This window comes from Amycolatopsis magusensis, from assembly GCF_017875555.1.
GTDB classification, from domain to species: domain Bacteria; phylum Actinomycetota; class Actinomycetes; order Mycobacteriales; family Pseudonocardiaceae; genus Amycolatopsis; species Amycolatopsis magusensis.
The window spans coordinates 2,727,271-2,748,143 of record NZ_JAGGMS010000001.1 but is presented as its reverse complement, the minus strand read 5'-3'; the positions used below and the strand labels follow the sequence as shown (position 1 = coordinate 2,748,143).

At 69.3% G+C, this 20,873-nt stretch carries 18 protein-coding genes; 2 read left to right on the top strand and 16 right to left on the bottom strand.

Going from position 1 to position 20,873, the window contains the following annotated elements; translation table 11 throughout:
- The first annotated feature begins 291 nt into the window (after positions 1-291).
- Positions 292-1,899: an MFS transporter gene (locus JOM49_RS12800; RefSeq protein ID WP_209664513.1), complete on the top strand. Its 1,608-nt coding sequence runs from the start codon at positions 292-294 to the stop codon at positions 1,897-1,899.
- Between the two features lie 159 nt (positions 1,900-2,058).
- On the top strand, positions 2,059-2,484 hold the full coding sequence (locus JOM49_RS12795; protein WP_209664512.1) for an enediyne antibiotic chromoprotein: 426 nt from the start codon (positions 2,059-2,061) through the stop codon (positions 2,482-2,484).
- 472 nt (positions 2,485-2,956) lie between these two features.
- Here JOM49_RS12795 and JOM49_RS12790 read toward each other — a convergent pair whose 3' ends face one another.
- From JOM49_RS12790 to JOM49_RS12715, 16 genes are all read right to left on the bottom strand, one after another.
- Positions 2,957-4,354 carry an FAD-binding oxidoreductase gene (locus tag JOM49_RS12790; RefSeq protein ID WP_209664511.1) on the bottom strand — a complete coding sequence of 466 codons (1,398 nt, stop codon included), beginning with the start codon at positions 4,352-4,354 and terminating at the stop codon, positions 2,957-2,959.
- On the bottom strand, positions 4,354-5,904 hold the full coding sequence (locus JOM49_RS12785; protein ID WP_209664510.1) for a class I SAM-dependent methyltransferase: 1,551 nt from the start codon (positions 5,902-5,904) through the stop codon (positions 4,354-4,356). Before JOM49_RS12785 ends, JOM49_RS12790 begins: the two co-directional genes overlap by 1 nt.
- Positions 5,905-5,935: 31 nt before the next feature.
- Positions 5,936-6,754 (bottom strand): class I SAM-dependent methyltransferase, encoded by an 819-nt coding sequence (locus JOM49_RS12780; RefSeq protein ID WP_209664509.1) that lies wholly within the window; start codon positions 6,752-6,754, stop codon positions 5,936-5,938.
- Positions 6,751-7,545 (bottom strand): TIGR03084 family metal-binding protein, encoded by a 795-nt coding sequence (locus tag JOM49_RS12775; protein ID WP_308158729.1) that lies wholly within the window; start codon positions 7,543-7,545, stop codon positions 6,751-6,753. Before JOM49_RS12775 ends, JOM49_RS12780 begins: the two co-directional genes overlap by 4 nt.
- Before the next feature lie 186 nt (positions 7,546-7,731).
- On the bottom strand, positions 7,732-8,769 hold the full coding sequence (locus JOM49_RS12770; RefSeq protein WP_209664507.1) for a carboxymuconolactone decarboxylase family protein: 1,038 nt from the start codon (positions 8,767-8,769) through the stop codon (positions 7,732-7,734).
- Between the two features lie 31 nt (positions 8,770-8,800).
- Complete coding sequence (locus JOM49_RS12765; RefSeq protein ID WP_209664506.1) at positions 8,801-9,394, bottom strand: DUF6239 family natural product biosynthesis protein; 594 nt, start codon at positions 9,392-9,394, stop codon at positions 8,801-8,803.
- A gap of 2 nt (positions 9,395-9,396) precedes the next feature.
- Complete coding sequence (locus tag JOM49_RS12760; protein ID WP_209664505.1) at positions 9,397-9,990, bottom strand: hypothetical protein; 594 nt, start codon at positions 9,988-9,990, stop codon at positions 9,397-9,399.
- 3 nt (positions 9,991-9,993) lie between these two features.
- The gene (locus JOM49_RS12755) at positions 9,994-11,646 is read right to left on the bottom strand and encodes an FAD-dependent oxidoreductase (RefSeq protein ID WP_209664504.1); all 1,653 of its coding nucleotides are present in this window, start codon (positions 11,644-11,646) and stop codon (positions 9,994-9,996) included.
- Positions 11,643-12,173: a DUF5987 family protein gene (locus JOM49_RS12750; RefSeq protein WP_209671131.1), complete on the bottom strand. Its 531-nt coding sequence runs from the start codon at positions 12,171-12,173 to the stop codon at positions 11,643-11,645. The genes JOM49_RS12755 and JOM49_RS12750 overlap by 4 nt, the downstream gene beginning before the upstream one ends.
- 561 nt (positions 12,174-12,734) lie before the next feature.
- Positions 12,735-14,069 carry a cytochrome P450 gene (locus JOM49_RS12745; protein ID WP_282772795.1) on the bottom strand — a complete coding sequence of 445 codons (1,335 nt, stop codon included), beginning with the start codon at positions 14,067-14,069 and terminating at the stop codon, positions 12,735-12,737.
- A 44-nt stretch (positions 14,070-14,113) separates the two neighbouring features.
- Positions 14,114-15,187, bottom strand: a complete 1,074-nt coding sequence (locus JOM49_RS12740) for an RnfABCDGE type electron transport complex subunit D (protein ID WP_245369313.1) — start codon at positions 15,185-15,187, stop codon at positions 14,114-14,116.
- Positions 15,188-15,190: 3 nt separating this feature from the next.
- Positions 15,191-17,116 carry a CRTAC1 family protein gene (locus JOM49_RS12735; RefSeq protein ID WP_209664503.1) on the bottom strand — a complete coding sequence of 642 codons (1,926 nt, stop codon included), beginning with the start codon at positions 17,114-17,116 and terminating at the stop codon, positions 15,191-15,193.
- Positions 17,113-18,087 carry a DUF1702 family protein gene (locus tag JOM49_RS12730; protein WP_209664502.1) on the bottom strand — a complete coding sequence of 325 codons (975 nt, stop codon included), beginning with the start codon at positions 18,085-18,087 and terminating at the stop codon, positions 17,113-17,115. The genes JOM49_RS12735 and JOM49_RS12730 overlap by 4 nt, the downstream gene beginning before the upstream one ends.
- Before the next feature lie 186 nt (positions 18,088-18,273).
- The gene (locus JOM49_RS12725; protein ID WP_209664501.1) at positions 18,274-19,272 is read right to left on the bottom strand and encodes a DUF1702 family protein; all 999 of its coding nucleotides are present in this window, start codon (positions 19,270-19,272) and stop codon (positions 18,274-18,276) included.
- A 29-nt stretch (positions 19,273-19,301) separates the two neighbouring features.
- Complete coding sequence (locus JOM49_RS12720; RefSeq protein ID WP_209664500.1) at positions 19,302-20,123, bottom strand: helix-turn-helix transcriptional regulator; 822 nt, start codon at positions 20,121-20,123, stop codon at positions 19,302-19,304.
- Positions 20,124-20,170: 47 nt separating this feature from the next.
- Positions 20,171-20,662: a hypothetical protein gene (locus JOM49_RS12715; protein WP_209664499.1), complete on the bottom strand. Its 492-nt coding sequence runs from the start codon at positions 20,660-20,662 to the stop codon at positions 20,171-20,173.
- Positions 20,663-20,873: the final 211 nt, after the last annotated feature.

The window sequence follows — 20,873 nt, the reverse complement described above, 5'->3', positions numbered from 1 at the left end:
ACGGCGCTGACGATAATCCGGCGCCATTTCGCCCGCGTCAGGAAATGCAGTACCCCGCCGAATTCCCTGACAAGGATGCCGACACACCTTCTCGCTTGCCCATCTGGATATTTCCGGCGATGATCAAAAAGGACCTCCACTCCCGGTGTGCACCCTTCATCCCGGCGATGTGAAAAACGCACGCCGAGTTGGGTAACGGGACACTGGCGAAGCGTTACGGCTGACGCCGATCCTGTTAGGTGACCGATTTGTCCCGACGACCCGGACAAAACCATTACGGAGGGAATTTCTATGGACACGACCGCCGACGCCGGGTCCGGTGCGCGGGCCGGGCGGCGAGAATGGCTGGGGCTGGCAGTGCTCGCACTGCCCACCCTGCTGCTGTCGCTGGACCTCAGCGTGCTGTACCTCGCGTTGCCCCACCTCAGCGCGGACCTGGGCGCGACCGGCACCGAACAGCTGTGGATCACCGACATCTACGGCTTCCTGATCGCCGGTTTCCTGGTGACCATGGGAACCTTGGGTGACCGGGTCGGTCGCAAGCGGCTGTTGATGATCGGCGGGGTGGCCTTCGCCTTCGCCTCGGTGCTGGCCGCCTTCTCGGTCAACCCGGAAATGCTGATCGCCAGCCGGGCGCTGATGGGCATCGCCGGTGCGACCCTGATGCCGTCGACCCTGGCCCTGATCAGCAACATGTTCACCGACCCGAAGCAGCAGGGCACCGCGATCGGTGTCTGGATGGCCTGCTTCATGGGCGGCATGGCGCTCGGCCCGGTCTTCGGCGGCGCGCTGCTCGACGCCTTCTGGTGGGGCTCGGTGTTCCTGCTCGCCGTGCCGGTGATGCTGGCGCTGGTCGTCTTCGGCCCGGCGCTGCTGCCGGAGTACCGCGACGAGAACGCCGGCAAGCTCGACCTGGCCAGCGTCGCGCTGTCGCTGGCCACCATCCTGCCGGTCATCTACGGCCTCAAGGAGCTGGCCAAGCTCGAGGTCGGCGTCGTCAGCATCGGCGCCATCGTGGTCGGCCTGCTCGTCGGTGTGGTGTTCGTCAAGCGCCAGCGTTCGCTGGAGAACCCGTTGCTGGACCTGCGGTTGTTCAACAACAAGACGTTCACCGCGGCCATCGCCATCACCACCGCCGGTGGCATCATGAGCGGTAGCTACCTGCTGATCAACCTGTACCTGCAGACGGTCGAAGGCCTTTCGCCGCTGCAGGCCGCGCTGTGGCTGCTGCCCTCGGCGGCGACCACGGTGGTCAGCGTGATGGTGGCGCCGATGATCGCCCGCAAGATCCGCCCCGGTTTCGCCATCGCCGGCGGCCTGGTCGCGGTCGCCGCGGGTTATGTGCTGATCACCTTCGTCGACGGCCCCGGTGGCCTGGCGATCGTGGTGGCCGGCCTGGTCCTGTCCGCGGCCGGCGCGGGCCCGATGGGTTCGCTCGGCACCGGGCTGGTGTTCTCCTCGGTCCCGATGGAGAAGATGGGCTCGGCGTCGTCGCTTTCGGAGACCGGCGGCGAGTTCGGCATCGCGATGGGTGTGGCCACCATGGGCGTCATCGGCACCGCGGTCTACCGCGGCGAGATGACCGACGCGGCCATCCCCGCCGGGGTCCCGGTCGAGGCGGCCGAGTCGGCTCGCGAAAGCATCGCCGGTGCCGCCGCGGCGGCCCAGTCGATCGCCGGTTCCGCCGGTGAGGGCCTGCTCGCGGTGGCGCGCACGGCCTTCAGCAACAGCCTGAGCGTCACCGTGACGGTCAGTGCCTCGATGGCGCTCCTGCTGGCCATCGTCGCCGCTACCGTGCTGCGCCACGCCCCCGCCACGGGCGCCGGCGACGGTGAGGCCCCGGAGGGTGCTGAGGCTCCGGAGGAGACGAAGGAAGAAGCCGCCGTTCCGGCCGGCTGAGGCAGTTCCCCGAGAGCGACCCCCGTCCAGGCAGTCCGGGCCTGAACGGGGGTCGCTTTCTTCTATCTTGCCAAGATCAACTGTTTCCCTGGACCGATTTGCCGGGTCGCCGATAACTTCGTTGGTGGATAACCACCCATCAGCGAAATGGAGTCGACTGTGCAGCACGGGACCAACCTGATCGCCAAGACCGCCGCCGCTTTCGCACTGGCCGCCGGTCTCACCCTCGCCTCGCAGGCGGGCGCCTCGGCCGCGGCCACCGTCACGGTGACCCCGTCCTCGGCCCTCACCGACGGCGCGACGGTGACCGTCTCGGCGACCGGCCTGGCCGCGAACGAAGCACACTTCATCGGCCTGTGCGGCGTCATCGGCAGCGATTTCGCCTGCGACGCAACAGGAGTCGCCCCCGTCACCACCGACGGCACCGGCGCCGCGACCGCCCCGCTCACCGTACGGAAGTCGTTCACCGGCACCCTCGGCAGCGGCACCACCACCCCCGTCGACTGCGGGACCATCACCTGCATCATCGGCGTCTACAACGCGGACGCCAGCGCCGGCGCCAACACCCCAGTCACCTTCGGCTAGCCGGCCCCGCGACACGAATGTGGCTTTGGGAGCGGATTCGGCCCCCAAAGCCACATTCGTGTCACCCCCGGCCGCCCCCTGTCACGAATGTCCCAACCCCCACATTCGCGCCCCACACCCCCGCGCACATGCCGTGAATGTGGCTTTCACGGCCGATTACGCCGTGAAAGCCACATTCACCGCACCCCCCGGCACCCGGCAACGGAAGCCGACCACCGAGGCCATCCCCGAGCCCCATCAAAGAACCCCGAGCGCAACCCGAGCATCCGAACCCGAGCCAGGCCCCCAGCAACCGGCGGCCAGCGACAAACGCCCCCACAACACCGAACCACCAAACGACACCCGGGCACAAAACCCGAGCACCAGAAACCCCACACCTCCCCATCCCCGGCCCTAAGCCAAAAACACGGCGAGGCCCTCTTTGTCAAGGCATCTTCCCAGCCTTGACAAAGAGGGCCTCGCCGTAGTCACACTAAAAAACCGGGGTGTCCCCCACCGAACCCCCAGCCAAACCCCCCGCAGAAGCCCCAGGCGAAACATCCCCCGCGAAAACCCCGTCCGGATCCACCAGCGCCCGAACCGCATCCACCCGCCCCACCGAAGAATCCGAAAGGTGCCGCTGCGGCTGCCGCCAGTTCTCCACAAAACTGGGCACAGTCCACCCGGAATCCCAAGGAGCCAGCGCCGACCGCACCACCGAACAGTGCTCCTCAACCGCCGCCGAAGACGAGTCGTCGACCACCAGCCCTGCCCCCGAATACGCAAAGCGCCCAGCGAACGAGGAAAGCGCCCCACCACCCGGATCCGCCACCGAGTACGCCCCGCCCAGCTGCCGCATCCCCGCGCTGATGAACGGCGAACCCGATCCCGGCCCCACCACGCGCAGGAACTCCGAGGCCCCAGCCGAGTCCAGGTCCGTCAGCAGCAGGTGATCCCCGGCGATCGGCACCGGGTCTTCCGGGTCCATGTGCGCCTCGAGCACCGCCGACGGCTTGGTCAGCGCCCAGCTGTCCATCACCGGCTCGGCCACCGAACGCAGGCGCCCCAACAGTTCGTCCGCCTGGGCCTGTGCCAGCGGCACGCCGTCCTCGGTCACCGCCAGTACGGCACCGTCCACACTCAACACCGGGCCCGAACGCAGCACCTCGGGGATCTCCGGCAGGTCAGGCAGGTTCATGATCTGCAACGAAGTCGTCGCCTCCCAAGGGGCGTCTTCCGACCAGCGCAGCCACTCCCGCAGCAGCTCCGGCGCGTGCTCACCAGCCCAGAAAGCCGAACCCGTGATCACCTTCGCCGCTGGGAACAGTTCCACCTCGATCGAGGTGACCACCCCGAACCCGCCGCCCCCGCCACGGATCGCCCAGAACAACTCCGGGTTCTCCGCAGCCGAAGCCCGTACCAGCGAACCATCCGCGGTCACCAACTCCACCGCGCGCACCAGGTTCGTCGCCACCCCGAGCTGACGCCCGTAGTAGCTCATCCCCCCGCGCAGCAGATAGCCGACCACGCCAACGGTCCCGGACGAGCCATGCGGAGCAGCCAAGCCAAAAGGCGCCGCGGCCTCAGCGACCGCACCCCACAACGTCCCCGCGGGCACCCGGGCCACCCGCCGCGAAGCGTCGACCTCGACCGGCCCCGAAGGACGCACCTTGAGCAACAGCGCGGAAGACATCGGCCGCTGCGTCGGCGAAGCGTGCCCGGTCGTGTGCACCCGCACGCCCAACCGGAACGACCGCGCGTACTCCAGCGCCTCGCGGATTTCGTCCACTGTGGACACGACGACGGCCGCTGCCGGGGTCGGCGGAGCCGTCAGGTTGAAGACGGCCGTCGCCGCGTCGTATCCGGGCTGCCCCGGCAACCGGACGGCCATCAGATCCGCTCGGCGGTGAAGAAGACGAACGTCTCCGGCCCGGACAGCTCGACGATCCGCATCCCGGCCCGGTCCAGCCACGCCTTGATGTCCTCCAGCTCGAAGAGCAGGTGCCCGGCCGGACGGCTGGGGAAGAAGTGCGACTTCTGGAAGTGCCGGTAGATCGGGTCCTGGCCGAACAGGAAGGTCATGCAGGTGAACGTGCCACCCGGGCGCAGCACCCGGCCGACCTCGAGGATCGCGGTCTCCGCGTCGTCGGGGAAGGCCTGCAGCGCGTTCCACATGTTCACCGCGCCGAAGCTCGAGTCGGCGAACGGCAGGTCGAGCGCGCTGCCCTGCACCGCGGGCACCTCGGGCAGGCGGCTGCGCAGCACGCTGAGCATCGGCAGGCCCATGTCGAGCGCGAGCAGGCGGTCCGGCCCGACGGTGTCGGAGACCACCGTGGTCCAGCGCCCCGCGCCGGCCGCCAGGTCGAGCACCGGGCCGTCGACCGGGTCGATGTGCGTGGCGATGTAGGCGTCCTCGTCGGACGGGGTGACCGCGCCGCCCCAGTTCGACCCGGCGATCTGCAGGTAGGCCGGGCGCAGCACGGACTCGTAGTACAGCCCCATGGTCGGCATCTCGGCCAGCTTCTGGAGCAGGTCCGCGGTGTCCTCGTCGTTGCCGGTGCTGATGGTCTCGGCGATGCCCGCGGTCAGGTCGAGCACGCCGCCGGCGACCGGGTACGAGGTGGCGCACTCGGGGCAGCGGACGACCTCGTCGCGGATCTCCAGCGCACCCGAGCAGTTCGCGCAGCGGAACGCCTCGACGTGCGCGCCGAACAGGCCCGAGGTGCTCGAATCGATGTCCTCGTCCGAGTCCGAGCGCGACGGCGGGTTCTGCGCCACCTGCACCGGGTCACCGTTCAGCACCGACCAGTACGCCTTGGCGCCGGAGAAGCCGAACACCGTCTTGGTGTCGTTCTCCCAGTTCGTGGTGATCTGCTCGGTGGACAGGTCGTTGATCCAGCTCTGGTCGAAGTCCTGCTCGGAGGCGTTGAGCGCCCAGATCGACGGCGCGGGCCACACCCGGCCGAGGTCCGGCTTCGCCAGGTCGAGCGAGGCGAGCGCGCGCTCCAGCCGCGTCTGCTCCTCCGGCCCGAGGCCGATGCCCGCCACCGCGCCGAGGATGCGCTCGCGGTCGGCGGGGAAGTGCGAGAGCAGGTAGAGCAGCGCGAGGGTGAAGGCCTGCGTGTTCGACTCGCGCGCGACCAGCGCCAGGTACTGGTCCAGCCCCGCGCGCACGGCGTGGTTGACCGGGCCCAGCTCGGGGTATTCGGCCTCGGCGAGCAGGCCGAGCAGCACCACGAGACGGCCCTGGTGGTCTTCGGTGACCTGGTCGAGCACGTCGACCAGCACCGGCGCGGCGGGCAACGCCAGCTCGGTCAGGACGCCCTCGCGCCACACGGCACCGGCCAGGTTCTCGAACTCGGCCTGGAGTTGCTCGGGCCGGGCGCTGGCGAACGCCTTCACCAGTTCGGCGATGGTCGAGTCCGTTGCGGCGTCAGTCATTTCAGCGCGTCCTTTCGAGGGAATTCGGTGCTCAGCCCGGCTTGCGGGCGGAAACGATCACGTACCCGATCTGGTCCTTGCGCGGCGCGAAGAAACCCAGGTGGTTGCGGGAGAACTCGCCGACCGCCGACTCGCCGAACTTGGCGGTGATCTCGTCCCGGCTGCGCATCGCGGTCTCCAGGTACTTCGTCTTCATGCCGAACGCCCGCGGCCCGCACTGGGTGTACTCCTCCACCGCGAACCCGGCGGCCCGCGTGAGGTCCAGCCACTCGGGCAGGGTCGGCAGCGCGCCCAGTTTCAGCGTCTCGACGAACTTGGCCACCCGCGCCGGGTCGCGATCGGACTCCAGGCTGAAGTCGGAGAAGGTCAGGCGCCCGCCGGGGCGCAGGACCCGGTGGAACTCGGCGAGCACGGTCCCCAGGTCGGGCGCGTTCTGCAGGGATTCCAGCGCCAGCACCGCGTCGAACGAGTTGTCCGGATAGGACAGTGCGGTGAAGTCGCCGTACTCGAACCGGGCGCGGTCGGCCACGCCGGCGGCTTCGGCCCGCTTGCCGCCCTGCGCGATCTCGTACGCGCTGAGCGTGATCCCGGTGACCCGGATGCCGAACTGGCCTGCCAGGTAGACCGCGGTCTCCCCGGGCCCGCAGCCCGCGTCGAGCAGGTGCTCGCCGGGGCGCAGGCCCAGGGTGTCGGTGACCTTGCGGCTCATCCGGTGCACGGCCTCGGGCAGCGTGGCGTCGTCGTGGCGGTCGAACCAGTACCACATGTGGATCTGGCCGTCGCGCAGTTCGTCGCCGATCGGCGAGCGCTCGTCGTAGTGCCTGCCGATCTCCTCGGCGCCGGAACTCATGAGAACTGCCCGGGCCGGCGACCCTCCCCCGCCGGGCCGCGGTAGGCCTGGGCGAGGTCCAGCCAGCGGTCGGCCTCGGCACCGGTGGCGGTCAGGTCCAGGTCGTCGCGGTGGCGGCGGCGGGTGACCAGGAGGCAGAAGTCCCACGCGTCGCCGGTGATCCGCTCTTCGGACTCGGCCGGGCCGAACGCCCACTGGTCGCCGGAGGGTGAGGTCAGCTCGAAGCGGAACTGGACGTCGGGCTCAGGCAGGTTCCGCGCCTGGTAACCGAAGTTCCAGGTGCGCACGGCGAAGCCGACGAGGTTGGCGACGCGGTCGGTCTTCTCACGCGTGACGCCGAGCGCGTCGGCGATGTCCTGGCCGTGGCCGAACAGCTCCATCATGCCCGCGCAGGCCAGCACGGCCGGCGGCAGCGGGTTGACCAGCCACGGCACCACCTGGTCGGCGGGGACCGCGGCGAGTGCCTTGATACCGGTGTCGCGCTCGGCCCGCCAGCGGGTGAGCACCGACTCGGCGGGGTCGTGGATGTACTCCTCGAGGGCGCCGTTCACCGCGGCTTCGAAGCCGTTGGGCCCGATCTTCGAAGTGATCGCGGTGAACACGGCGGGCTCGGCGGCGGCCAGTCCGGCGATCTTGAAGATGAACGCGAGGTGCCCGACCTGGTGCTTGACGCTCCAGCCCGGGGCCGGGGTGGCCTTGGCCCAGTCGGCTTCGGCGAGCTCCGCCACCAGCCCGTCGAACGCTGCAGCCTCGGCGGTCAGATCGGCGATCACCTGCTGGAAGTCCTTCACCCGTCCGTCCTCTCTGTCGCATGTGGACATGACGTTCGCCGTGCACCCGCGCGGGGTGCACGGCGTTCGCCGGGGCGCAGATCGCGGGAGGACGCCTTCGCACAAGCCGAACCGTCGTCGAAAGTGGTGTGGCGGTCTCGCTTTGACCGGGCGAGCGATCTGACACCTTCGAGTATGGCGGCCGGGTCAGCGGGGGGTCTTCTCCTTTCCCGCCTTCACCAGCCGCAGTTCCACCGCGCGGCGGGCCGCGGAAAAGGCAGCCCAGGAGGTGATTTCCACGATCGCGGTGTCGTCTCGATCAATCGCGTCCACAATCGATTCGTCGACCTGGAAAGCCGAGAACGCGACGAGCAGGGCGAGTCGGGCGGACGCCTTCTCGGGTTCGGGCAGCTCTTCCACCAGCGGCTCCACCCAGGCGCGGCTGAGTCCCATCGGCTCACCGGTCCACTCGCGCAGCCGATTCTCGACCAGTTCTCGAACGGCGGGCGAAAGCGCACGTGCACCGGCTGCTTCGAATGCCAGGGACGCGCGCCCGAATGCGTCAGCGAGTACTCCGTCCGCCCATTCCGGCGCGTTCCCACCGGGCGGCAGCAATTCCAGTGCCGCCCCCGGCGTCGGTGGCGTGCCGGGCCGCAGGAATTTCCCGAGCATGCCGCGCACGAACTTCGCCGCGCTTTCCGGCACCTCCGGCGGCAGCGGTGACGGACCGAGGAAGACGTGCACCATGCGGTTGAGGTATTCGAAGGTGAACGCCACCGCCAGCAGCTCGGCCGCCTGTCCGGCGGGCAGCTCCACCGAGTCGTCCCCGCGTGCCCAGGCGGCCACCGCCCGGATCTCCGGATCGGAAACCGACCCGATGTGGTCACCGATGATCGCGGCAGCGTCCTCTGTGGACACCAAGCCGGCCATTGTGGCGCCGTGCACCTCGACGCAGTACGGGCAGGCGTTGCGCACCGAGACCGCCGAAGCCACGGCTTCCTTCGCGGCCCGGCTCGCCCGGCCGCCGGCGATCAGCGACTCGCGCAGGATCGTCCAGGCCGCCGCGAGCACCTCCGGTGACGGTGAGTGCAGGGCGGTCGGCGGGGCCAGCATGCCGAAGTCCCGCTCGACCTGCCGGTACACCGCCCGCACCAGTCCGGTCGCCGCGCGCGGGTGGACCGGCCGCACGTGGCGGACCTGCTTGAGCGTGCGGCGCAGCGCGAGCCGGACCGGTGTCGGTGTCATCGGTGATCCCTTCGTCAGGACCACCGGGCGGCTATCCGGCGGCCACGGTCAAGGTGGCGACGTGCGCGGTGCCCGCGACCACGACGCTGGCCAGCGCCCAGCCCACGCCGTTGACCAGCGCCCTGGCCCGGCCCGGCGCCGGGCGCCAGACGGCGAACCAGGACAGCCCGACCATCGCGATCACGAGCCCGGTGTTGAGCAGCACTCCAGCGCGGTCCGGCCCCGCCCCGAGCCAGGCTCGAGCGAACTCGACGCTCGCGCCGGTCGCCGCGGCGAGCAGCACCCACGGCGTGAGGTGGTGCAGCACCCGCAGTGGCGTCGTGCCGTGGTCGGCGTGGCGCGCCAGGAACAGCGGCACGCCCAGCCCGGCGAGGAACAGCACGGCGAACTGCTTCGGCAGGTCGAGACCTTCGGTGAGCAGCAGGGTCAGCACGCCGGCCACCGCCGCCGCCCACGCCACCGCCTCGCGCGTGGCCCGCTCCTGTTCGGTGAAGAACGGGCGGACCAGCGCGCAGGCGGCGACCGTGAGCGCGGCGGCGACCAGCAGCACCTGCAGCCAGAGCGTGCCGGTGGTGACGCCGAAGGTGATCACGTGGTCGTGCGGACCCTGCGTCACCCCGGGCATCGTCAGGCCACCCCGGCCTTGGCCTTCGCCGCCGGTTCGGTGTGCCGCAGGGCGCAGGCGCAGCGCATCATCGCCCGCTCCTCGGCGCTGGGCCGCAGGTGGTAGACCATCGCGATCACCATCGGGATGAAGACGATGGTGTTGTAGAACAGGTGCAGCTCCACCCGCGGGATCAGCAGCTGCACGATGCTGCTCGGCTTCGCCGCGCCCATCAGGTTCGCCCCGGTGAGCGCCTGCAGCAGCAGGAGCAGGTGCTCGAAGTGGTGCCAGACCTGGATCCACATGGCGACCTTCCACCACGTCTTCGCCCGGCCGACGAAACCGTGGCGCAGGATGATGAAGCTCACCATCATCAGAATGGCGTAACCGTAGTGCATCCATTCGGAGGTGACCAACCAGGGAAAGGGCATGCCGAGCACGCCCCTGGCTTCCGGAACCGTCCAGTCCAGCGCGTAGATCTGGATGGCCTGGGCGATGTGCTCGGCCCAGTGCGCCAGCACCACCACGGTGTAGAGCAGCAACGCCGCCTTGTGCCAATCGGTGTTCAGCTTCTCGCTGAACGCCTTCCAGCCACCCCGCCGCTGTGTTTCCACCATTCGTCAGTCTCCCGCCAGACTCAAAGCCAACTTGGTGACGCCCCGCCGCCCGTTGATCGCGCCGTCCGGGGACGGTGCGCCGTACTTTACGTCGATCCCGCGGTTTTGTGCGGCCTTGACAATTCCGGGAACAGCGCGTTCGGCCAGCGCGGCGATGGTCATCGCCGGGTTGACGGTCAGCGCGCCCGGCACCGCGGAACCGTCCGTGACGAAGATCCCGGGGTGGTCGCGCAGCTCGTGGTTCGGGTGCAGGGCCGAGGTGGCCGCGTCGTCACCGATCCGGCAGGACGCCAGCGGGTGCACGGTGTACGCCCCGACCACGTCGTTCGTCCACGGCGCGATCTTCGCCAGGCCGTCCTTCTCCATGATCTCCTTGACCTCGGCGTCGGCCTGGGCCCAGCCACTGAGCGTGTTCGGCGTCGGGTCGTACTTCAGCGCGCCACGGCCGAGCATCTGCTGCGAGACGCGGAAGGCGTTGCCGGTGGGCGGCGGCGGGCCGAAGACGCCCTCGTTGTCGTCCTCGGTCATCAGGAAGATCGTCAGCCACGACTTCCAGCGCTTGAGGATCTCCTTCTTCTCCTTGCCGAACCAGGTCGGCGAGTCGCCGCCGGGCACCTGGGCGAGGATGGTGCCGAGGCCGGGCGGGAAGTACAGCTGCTCCATCGAGTAGCGGGAGTACTCGGGCAGGTTCTCGTCGAGCCGGTCCCAGCAGGCCACGGTCGGGCCCTTGCCGATCTGGTTCGCCTCGTACGCCAGACCGTCCTCACGGGACAGTCCGAGCACCTCGCGCACCTTGTCCTCGTTGAGGATCGCGGTGTTCAGCCGTTCGCCGTTGCCGGAGAAGTAGCGGCCGACACCGTGCGGCATCTTGCCGAGCGACTCCTCCGAGCGCTGCAGGATCACCGGGGTGGCCCCGGCGCCGGCGGCCAGGATGACGATCTTCGCCTCGATCACGCCGCTCTCGCTGTGCACGCGGTAGTCGACCTCGTCGACGATGTTGTAGTGCACGCGGTAGCCGCCGTCGGGCGTGCGCTCGATCTTCTGCACCTCGTGCAGCGGGCGGATCGTGGCGCCGTGCGCCAGCGCGGCGGGCAGGTAGTTGGTCAGCAGCGAGCGCTTCGCGTCGAACCGGCAGCCGCCCATCATCCAGTTGCAGTTGGTGCACTTGGCGTTGTCGATGGCGACCGGGGTGGGGTTCGCGGTCCGGCCGGAGTGGTGGCAGGCCGCGGCCCACAGCCCACCGGAGTAGGTGACGTCGTTCCAGTCCTGTTGCGTCACCGGGATCGACTCGGAAACCCGGTCGTACCACGGTTCGAGGGTGTCGCGGCTGATCTCGGCAGGCCACATGCGACGGCCGATGCTGCCGTGGCGCTCGAAGACGAACTTCGGCGCGCGGGGCATCGCCGCGAAGTACACCACGCTGCCGCCGCCGACGCAGTTGCCGCCGAGCACGCTCATCCCGTCGCCGACGACGAAGTCGAACGCCCTGGTGTAGGACGAGCCGAGCAGGAAGTCGTGGTCGAAGTCCTTGCTCTCCAGCCACGGGCCGCGCTCGAGCACGGTGACCTTGGCCCCGCCGGCGGCGAGGTGGTAGGCCGCGATGGCACCGCCGAATCCGCTGCCGACGATGAGGACCTCGGTCTTGTCGCTGGTCATGCGGGGCTCCCTGAAGGCGTGGTGTCCGGGTGGAGTTCGGCCAGCTTCCGGCCGTAGGAGTAGTTCGGGAAGCGCCAGAGACCGTCCTCGTCGGGGGTGGAGATGCCCATCGCGAGCAGGCCGGGGTGCCCGTCGGCGAGGGCCTGCGCGGTGCTCAGGTGCGGGGCGCTGTCGAAGGCCATGTTGCAGAACAGGGCGAGGCTGACCCAGCCGTCCTTCTCGGGGTGACCGTTCTTGGTCAGCCGCAGGATGAGCTGAACCCGGTCGTCGTAGGACAACGCGACGAACTCGGGGAGGCTCGGGTCCAGTTCCCGGTGGTGTTCCTCGGCGTAGGCCTTGGCGTGCCCGTTGAGCATCGGCACCAGGAAGTCGAGCCCCGCGGTGATCCCGGTGGCCTCGGTCTCCAGCAGCTCGAGCGCCCCGGCCTCGACCGACCCCGGCCCCTCCGACACCCCGGCGATCGCGTGGTCGTCGGGATGGCGCTTCTCGCCGGGAACGATCGTGTCGGCATACGCCTCGAGCGTCATCACCTTGACTGCACGCGCGTCGGGATTGGCCGCGTCCACGGGCGTCTCCTCATTTTCGGCTACGGACCTTGGGTCAATGAGATCAGGATGCGGGGGGTGGTTTCGTCTTCTGTGTTGCGTGGTGTTGGGGCTGGGCTGGGGCTGGCTGGGGTTGCCACCCCGGTTTTTTAGTGTGACTACGGCGAAGGTGTCCTTGTCAAGGCTGGACTGATGCCTTGACAAGGACACCTTCGCCGTGTTTTTGGCTGGGGGACCGGGGATGGGGAGGGGTGGGTGGCTTGTATGGTCCCGTTTTGCTGCCCGGTGGCGGTTGGTGATGGTGGCTCTTGTGGTCGCTTTTTGTGGCTGGGCGGCGGGTTGGTGGGGGGGTGGTGCCGTGAATGTGGCTTTCTCGGCGTTTTTGGCCGTGAAAGCCACATTCACGGCATGGGTGAGGGGGTGAGGGGGTGGCGTGGCGCGAATGTGGCGGTTGGGACATGGGGGGCGCCCAGCAGGGACACGAATGTGGCTTTGGGGGCGTAATCGGCCCCCAAAGCCACATTTGTGTCGCGAACCGGGGGGTCAGGTGGCCTTTCGTACGGTCATGGGCAGGCCGCCTTTGGCTCGTAGGGAGAGCATGGGTTCGGCGATCGCCTGGTGCCCGGCGACGCCGGTGAGCGTCAGTTCCCTGGCGATCATCGCCAGCACGAACACCGCCTCCATCAGACCCAGGCTGTTCCCGACGCAGAACCGCGGCCCCGCACCGAACGGGATGTAGGCGTACCGCGGGCGTCCCGCGGTGGCGTCCGGGGCGAAGCGGTCCGGGTCGAATTCGTCGGGGCGGTCCCAGAAAGCGGGGTGGCGGTGCATGGTGTACGGGCACACCACGACATCCGCGCCCGCTGGGACGTGGTAGCCGGCGATCTCGTCGTCTTCCAAAGCCAAACGCGGCAGGATCCACACCGGTGGGTACAACCGCATCGCTTCGGAGATGACCTGGTTCGTGTACACCAGTTTCCGGATGTCCTCGTGCTGCGGCAACCGGTCCCCGAGTACCTCGATCGCCTCGGCCCGCAGGCGTTCCGCGACTTCCGGGTGCCGGTCCAGCAGGTGCAGCGACCAGCTCAGGGTGCTCGCCGTGGTCTCGTGCCCGGCGAGCAGCAGCGTGACGAGTTCGTCGCGCATGCGTTGCTCACCGACCGCGGGGTCGGCTTCCTCCCTGGTGGACACGATGAGTCGCGAAAGGACATCGTCGCCGGTGGCGCCGCCGGTGGCGTCGCGGTGGGCGACCAGTGCGTCGACCACGCGTTGCAGTTCCCGCCGTGCCGCGCGGAAACGCAGCTGCTTGGGCAACGGGACCCACATCGGCACCATCGACAGCGTGACCATCTCGAACATCGCCTGGTCCTGCACGGCTTCGAACGAGTGGCCCACCGCGTCGAACGCGCCGAGGTCGGCGTCGAGCAGGGTCCGGCCGAGCACCCCGAGGGTGAGCCCGGTCATCTCCTGCGTGATGTCGATCGGCCCGCCACCGGCGTTGGCCCGCAGGCGGTCGACCAGTTTCGCGCCCTCTTCGGCCACGATGCCTGCCTGCGCCACGATCCGCTTGTGCTGGAACGCCGGCTGGATGATTTTGCGCTGCTTGCGCCAGAGCTGGCCCTCACTGGTGAGCAGTCCGTCCCCGAGCGCCCGCTTCGCCTGCGCCAGGCCGATTCCCTTGTGGTAGTTGGCCGCGTTGTCGGCCAGCACGTGCTTCGCGGGGTCCGGGTGGTTGAAGAAGTAGAGCGTCTTCGGCCCGATGGCCATCCGGACGGCGTCGCCGTAGGTGTTCGCCGCTTCCGACATCAGCCGGAGGCGGTCGCCCGCCAGGTGCTTGAGCAGCCGGAAGGTAGCGGACCGGGGCGGGCCTGGCGGCACCCGTCGAAGGGTGCCGCCAGGGTTCCGAGTCCGCTTGAGCAGGCTCACGCCGCCTTCTCGGCCGGTGGCGGGTCGGCCGCCTTCGCCGCGATGGAGACCGGGGCGGGAACCGCCTCGACCACCGGGGGCGCGGCTTCCAGTTTCGCCTTCTCCGCCAGTTCCTTCTGCTGGGTCTCGAACTGCACCCGCGCCTTGTTGACGAAGTGCAGCGCCCAGAGGAAGCCACCGCGGATCAGGCAGACCGCGGCCGTGGCGAAGAACAACCCGTAGGCGATCCCGGCGCCGGTGAGCACGCCGTACAGGGTCGCCACCCCGGCGCCGAAGGCGAACTGCGAAGCCGGCTTCGACGGTGAGGTACCCGGGTCGGTGATCATGTAGTTGGTGAACAGCACGAACGCCACGCCGGTCATCGTGCCCAGCGCACCGAGGATCGCGGTGTCCAGCAGCCAGCCGCGGACCACCGACTGCAGCACGAAGAAGCTCAGCCAGCCGAAGATCAGCCACATGCGGCCGGTCAGCTTCGCGTTCAGCATCGTGCCCGCGGCGATGATCAGCACCGGGATCAGCCAGTCGATCACGCCGGTGACGTTCTCGGTGAAGTGGTAGGGCGGCGCGATGCTCGCCCACGGGAACACCAGCAGGATCACCGCGATGCCGAAGTTCGACGGGTTCATGTAGTGGCGGAGCCTGCCGCGGACCGGGGCCCGCAGCACCCACTTCGCGCCGACCGCGACCACGATGCCGAACAGCATCACCAGGATCTGGTCGTTGGGGTAGGTCAGCATGTTCACCGCAAGGCTGGTGATGTGCGCGGGGAAGAGGAACTCCACCAGGCCCTTGAACCCGCTACCGAGGAAGCGCGGCGCGCGCCCCTCGACCCTGGCGTTGATCATCTCCAGCCCGAGTTCCACGGAGTAGCCCGTGGCCAGCGCGATGAACGGCCACAGCCAGGGCTGCTCGAAGCCGAGCACCGTGTAGCCGAGGATGTTGAACACCGTCATCGAGATCGCGAACCGGCGCAGGGCCGTGATCACCTTCGGGTCCCGGGGCGGGCCACCGGAGTTCTGCTTCGGGGCGGCGGGCGCCTGCGGCGGGCCACTGGGTTTCTGTTCGGCCATGACTCACCTCTCCTGGGCCTGCGCACCGAGCTGGAGCGAGTGCCAGCCCGGGGTCAGCTTGAGTTCCTGCTCGTGGGCCTGACCGGTGCGGTCACGCCACCACAGCTTGACTTCCTGAGCACCCCGCACATCCCCGAGTCCGATGTGGACATCGTTGCTGCGCTTGCCGGAGTGCCCGCTGCCGCCGTCGACCCGGCCGACGATCGTCCGGCCGTCCGCGGTCTTCACGCACACCTGGGCCCCGACCACCGGCGCACCGTCCGGGTGGGTCAGCTTGAGGCCGAGGAACTGACCGGCCGCCGGCGCGGTGTTCTGGTAGAAGACCGGCTGGTCCCACTGACGGGCCACGGCCATGTCGATCCGGCCGTCGCCGTCGGCGTCACCGGTGGCGATGCCGCGGGTGGGCACCGGGACCCCGAGGCCGAGCTGCTCGGACAGGTTGACGAAGCCGCCGTCGGACTTCGGCACGAAGAACGCCAGTCGCTGGCTGCCCGCCACGTCGTCGCCCTTGACCATGTTCGGCCACCAGGCGGGGTCGTGCACCGTCAGGTCGTTCGCGGTCGCCAGTTCCTGCAGCTGCGGCCAGCGGTTGACCTCACCCTTGACGAACCCGGTCGCCTGGGCGATGGCGGGCTTGCCGCTGTTGTTGAAGTCCTCGGACTTGATGTCCCAGGCCCAGCCGGACCACGCGGTGCCGAGGTCGGTGCTCTTGTCCTCCCACGGCGCGTCACCGGCCTGCAGCTGCGCCCGCAGCTCGGACTGGCTGCCCGAGGTGTTCATGAACTGGAAGTTGCTCTCCTCGATGCCGAACGAGGTGGTGATGTTGCTGACGAACAGGTCGTACAGCCCGTTGCGGTCGAGGTCGGCCCATTCGGCGGACATGCCCTTGAACGAGTCACCACCGATGCGCTTGGACTTCGGCACCAGCGGGGTGCGGGAGTCCACCAGCGGCTCGAACCGGATGTTGCCCGGGGTGGACCGGTTGTGCAGCATCGCGTCCTTGCCGTGGTCCTGTGCCAGGTACAGCTCGGGCAGCAGGTCGCCGTCGACGTCGTTCGCCGCGGCACCCAGCACCCAGCCCTTGGACAACTCGATCGGGATGACGCTGTCGAGCTGCTGGTACTGCACGCCGGTGGCGTTCGCGCCGGTCCAGCGGAAGAAGTAGTCCTCACCACCGTTGGAGGCGTTCGACAGCGAGTCGTTCATCTCCACCCCGCCCTTGACCGAGGGGTCGAGGACCGGGCTGTGCGGGAAGTAGTTCCCGAGGTAGATGTCGATGTGGCCGTCACCGTCGAAGTCGTCGATCGCGACCGCGTTGCTGTTCCACTGCGGGCCGTTGTACTTCGCCGCGGTGGAGCCGGGGACCAGCTCGACCGGCACGAAGCAGTTGGCGTCGAGCGGCATGCCCTTCGCCTCGGCCTTGCCGAGGAACACGATCGGCGTGCGGCCCCAGTAGTAGACCAGCAGGTCGGTCCGGCCGTCCTCGTTGAAGTCCGCGGGGGCGCAGCCCATCGGCGCCATCACGTCGTTCATCGGCAGCGTCCCGGTCTTGAGCGCGAACGGCTCGTACCGCTGGTCGCCGGCACCGGGCGTCGGGGTGATCACCACCTGGTCGATCCGCGGGTCGGTGACGCACAGGTCGTTCGCGAGCCCGTCGCCGTCGACGTCGTTCATCGCGATACCGGCGCCCACCGAGGAGATCCAGGCGTCGATGTTCTTGTAGTCCTGGTTGACCTTCCGGATCTCCTGCTGCGGGAAGCCGCTCGGCATGGCGATCGACTTCGGCGCGAAGCCGTAGCCTGCCGCCAGCTCGTCCTGCTCGGCCGCCGACGTCTCCGGCAGGCTGCTGACCAGGAACATGCCCGCCACGAGGACGAGGGCAACGATCCCGGCCAGCTGCTTGCGCAGCCAGTGGACTGTCGCGGTCATAGGTGAACACCTCCAAGGGAAACGAACTCGTTTGCGATCTGCTGACGCCAGGTCTCGAAGGCCGGCACCTCGCCGTCGACGGGCTTGGCCGGCCGGACGTCCTGGGTGAGCTTCGCGGCGGTGACCGCGTCGGTGCCGCAGAGGATCTCCGCGGCGGCTTCGGAGTGCGGCACGAGCAGGCCGGCACGCACGCGGGCTTCGGCGGCGAAGGCCGAGCCCTGCGCGAGCAGGCCGCGGTGCTCACCGGCGTGGTCGCGCAGGTACCGCAGCTCGTCCGGGTCGGCGCCACCGGCGTAGGTCGCGGCCAGGCCGATCCCGCCGTAGAGGTCGGACCGCCGCTCCTCGGGGAAGTCCCGCACCATCGAGGTGACCAGGCGCGCGTCGGTGCCGCCGATGAACCACAGCGCCCGGCCGATGCCCTGGTCGATGGCGCGGTTGGTGTACGGCGAAGCGACCGGCCAGGCGAACCGCTCGTCCTGGTACTGCTCGTGGATGTACTTCTGGGTGCGGAAGTACGCCTGGTGGAAGCCGTAGCCGTCGAGCACCAGCCAGCGCAGCAGCGGGTCGAAGGCTTCGGGGTCGGGCCAGCGGAACTTCGGCAGGCGGGCCATCGCCCAGCCGACGCCGACGTAGATCAGGTAGTTGTGCGGATCGCCGCCGCTGACCAGGCTTTCCTGGGTGCGCCCCGTCCCGGGGAGCGGCAGGCCGTCGAGCATCGCCCAGCCCATGCCGGCACCTTCGTAGGCGAACCCGCGGAACCGCTCCGGGATCTGGTCCAAGCGCTCCATCGCGTCGGCGGTCGTGCGTGCTTCGACCGCGTACCCGTACCCTTCGAGGAAGATCCTCCCGACCTTTTCCAGCAGTTCCTGCGCGGCCGGGCTCTTCTTGTGGAAACCTCGCTTGTCCAAAGTGGTTTCCACCACGTTCGGAGTCAGAATGCGGCGCCGAAGCGCGCGCCAGCCATTACCCAACTCGCTCTCCCCCTATCGGGTAGAATCGAATTCCGAAGCACTCGTGACCTTTACTTTCCCAAGAAGCGCCCGGCGCGTTCTACTCCATCCTTGCCGAGAGACCGCAGGTCAGAAGGGTGCGAACGGAAGCGGCCGCCGCTCCACGGGAGTGAGCGGCGGCCGCGGTCGGAGTCGGCTCGAGCTGGTTCAGGCCACTGAGCGCAATTTCGAGGTGGAGAATTCACGGCGAATGCGGTCCCGCCAGATTTCGTACGCGGGGGTGTGCTCGTCCCCGGCGTCGTGCGCCACTTCGGTTTCGTCGGCGATCCGCACGGCATCGGAAATGGACACTCCGCCCAATGCCCGGATGCCGGTCTCGGTGTGCGGCGGCACGAAGCCGGAATAGGTCCGGGCCTTGGTCGCGAAGACCGCGCCCAGTGCCAGTTCCGGCGCGTGCGGGCCGGCGGGTGCCTTCAGGGACGCCAGCCCCTCGGCGTCGGCGCCGCCGGCGAACGTCGCCGCCAGGCCCACGCCACTCCACAGGTCCGCCTGCCTGCCGGGGACGAAGCGGGCGACCGCGGCCGCCACGTTGCCGGGGTGCCCGCCGTTGATGAACCACAGCGCGCGCCCGATCCCCTGGTCCACCGCGCGGCTGAAGTAGCGGGGGTGACCGTCCCACGGGTACGGCTGGAGCACGTGCTGGCGGTCGACGATCTTCCCGGTGTCGAAGTAGGCGCGGTCGAAGCCGTAGCCGTCGACGGCCAGCCAGCTCATCGTCGGGTGGTACGGGGTGCCGCTGATGTCCGGCACGATCTTCTTCCACAGCGGCCGGGGCAGCCGCGCCATGGCGAAGCCGATGCCGATGTAGGTCAGGAAGATGTGCGGCTGCCCCGGGCCGAGCAGCAGGTCGCGGGTGCGGCTGGACGGGCGGAAGCTCATCGCGTCGAGCACCGCCGACGCCATCGTCGCGCCCTCGTAGGCGAACCCGCGGTACTCGGCCTCGACCAGGTCGAGCCGCCGTTCGAGGTCCCACTGGCCGGGGCTGTCGATGCCCCATTCGAACCCGGCGACCACGGACTGCGGGATGGCCTCCAGCCGCGCGGTGGCCTCGATGGGTTCGACCGCGAACCCGCGGCCGGCGAAGCTGACCGCCTTGAACGAGGGGGCCAGCACCCGCCGTCGCAGTGAGCCGAGCAGAGTCGACATCGGACACGTCCTCGCTTTCGAAGGTGGGCTCAGGCGACGGCCGGGAGTTCCTGGATCCGCGGCATCGCGACGCTGCCGACCTCGGGGGTGACCCGCGAAGCCAGGGTGATCGCGATCGGCGGGTCGGTCGGCCGGACCGGGCGCAGCCGCAGGTTCACCGCGGCCGTCTCGTCCCCGGTGATGGTGATCGCGGAGTTGGTGGCGATCGAGTACGACTTGCCCTCGCCGAGCGCGCCGTTGTGCTCGGCCACCGCAATCACGTGCCAGCGGCCCGGCGGCACGTTGTTGAGGATCAGCTCGGTCGGCCCGCTGTCGGCCATGCCCTTGAACGCGACCGGGCCGCACTGCGGGATGGCCTCGGCGAACACGCCGATCAGCACGTTGCCGGTGGTCTTGCCGGGCGGCATGTCCAGCCTGCCGACCACCGAGCCGCCCGCGTTCTGCGGCGCGGCGCAGCTCTGCCCGGCGTCGCGCAGGGTCTTCAGCGAGGGCAGCCGCTGGAAGTGCGGGGCCATCGCGATCAGCAGTTCGCTGACCATCGGGTCGCGGTACTGGGTGGGGCTCATGCCGACCGCCCTGGTGAAGCGGCTGGTGAAGGTGCCGACGCTGCTGTACCCGACGCTGCAGACGATGTCGGACACGGTCAGCGAGGTGGTCAGGAGCAGCCGCTTCGCCTCGAACAGCCGGACCGCGGTCAGGTAGCGGCCGGGGGTGACCCCGGTCGCCCTGGAGAAGATCCGGGAGAAGTGGAAGGGGCTGACGAAGACCTCGGCGGCCAGGTCGTTCAGCGTGATGGGCTCGAAGTAGCGCTCGTGCATCGCGGCGATGGCTTGGCGGACGGCCGGTTGCATGATGGGCACTCCCTGGTTGGAATCGTTGGCGAGCTCACCGCGTCGGTTCACGCGGCGCGCTCCGGCCGGTACCGTTCGGCGGCCCGCGGTGCGGGCAGCCACGCGTGTCCCGCGTCGCAGCTCAGCCGCGGCGGCGGAAGCACGGAGTTGGCGCGGACCGCGACCCGGACCACCCGGTCGCAACCGGGGTGGCGGCACGGTCCCAGTTCGGTGTGCAGCAACGGATTGGGGTGCGCGACCTGCCGGGCCTTGGCGATCAGGGCGTCGAGCCCGTCCAGCAGTTCGCCCGCACGGGGGTGTCGCACCAGGTCGTCGAGCCGTCCGGCGAGGAACGCGGCCATCGCGAGGGAGCCTTCGACGGGGACGTTCGTCACCGTCCGTTCGCACCAGGTGCGCAGGAAGGTCTGCAGCGAGTCGCAGAGTTCGGCGGCCGCGGTGGCGGCCCGTCGCCCGGACGGCCCACCGGGTCGCGACTGTCCGGCGGTACCGGTGCCGCCGTTCGCCAGGACCCTGGCGCACCGGGCGTACCAGCCGGGCACTTCGCGGAAGGCTCGCTCGAGGCGGGACCGGCAAGGTGCGCACAAACGCGGACCTGGGATGATCGAGGCAATGGTGCCGGTTCCGCTCGCGGTCCGGCAGGACGCCGAAGTGCAGAGGTTCGTTCCCACAGGCCCTCCCCAGCGTCCCTACCCGACTCGACTGCTGGGAGTAAGCATGCATTCGGTGACTCGAGCCGAGGACGAAACGAGG

Bases quoted from the DNA above. Each gene is read 5' to 3' on its own strand.
- JOM49_RS12800 (WP_209664513.1), top strand. From the start codon at position 292: ATGGACACGACCGCCGACGCCGGGTCCGGTGCGCGGGCCGGGCGGCGA.
- JOM49_RS12790 (WP_209664511.1), bottom strand. From the start codon at position 4,354: ATGGCCGTCCGGTTGCCGGGGCAGCCCGGATACGACGCGGCGACGGCC.
- JOM49_RS12785 (WP_209664510.1), bottom strand. From the start codon at position 5,904: ATGACTGACGCCGCAACGGACTCGACCATCGCCGAACTGGTGAAGGCG.
- JOM49_RS12780 (WP_209664509.1), bottom strand. From the start codon at position 6,754: ATGAGTTCCGGCGCCGAGGAGATCGGCAGGCACTACGACGAGCGCTCG.
- JOM49_RS12770 (WP_209664507.1), bottom strand. From the start codon at position 8,769: ATGACACCGACACCGGTCCGGCTCGCGCTGCGCCGCACGCTCAAGCAG.
- JOM49_RS12765 (WP_209664506.1), bottom strand. From the start codon at position 9,394: ATGCCCGGGGTGACGCAGGGTCCGCACGACCACGTGATCACCTTCGGC.
- JOM49_RS12760 (WP_209664505.1), bottom strand. From the start codon at position 9,990: ATGGTGGAAACACAGCGGCGGGGTGGCTGGAAGGCGTTCAGCGAGAAG.
- JOM49_RS12755 (WP_209664504.1), bottom strand. From the start codon at position 11,646: ATGACCAGCGACAAGACCGAGGTCCTCATCGTCGGCAGCGGATTCGGC.
- JOM49_RS12750 (WP_209671131.1), bottom strand. From the start codon at position 12,173: ATGACGCTCGAGGCGTATGCCGACACGATCGTTCCCGGCGAGAAGCGC.
- JOM49_RS12740 (WP_245369313.1), bottom strand. From the start codon at position 15,187: ATGGCCGAACAGAAACCCAGTGGCCCGCCGCAGGCGCCCGCCGCCCCG.
- JOM49_RS12735 (WP_209664503.1), bottom strand. From the start codon at position 17,116: ATGACCGCGACAGTCCACTGGCTGCGCAAGCAGCTGGCCGGGATCGTT.
- JOM49_RS12725 (WP_209664501.1), bottom strand. From the start codon at position 19,272: ATGTCGACTCTGCTCGGCTCACTGCGACGGCGGGTGCTGGCCCCCTCG.
- JOM49_RS12720 (WP_209664500.1), bottom strand. From the start codon at position 20,123: ATGCAACCGGCCGTCCGCCAAGCCATCGCCGCGATGCACGAGCGCTAC.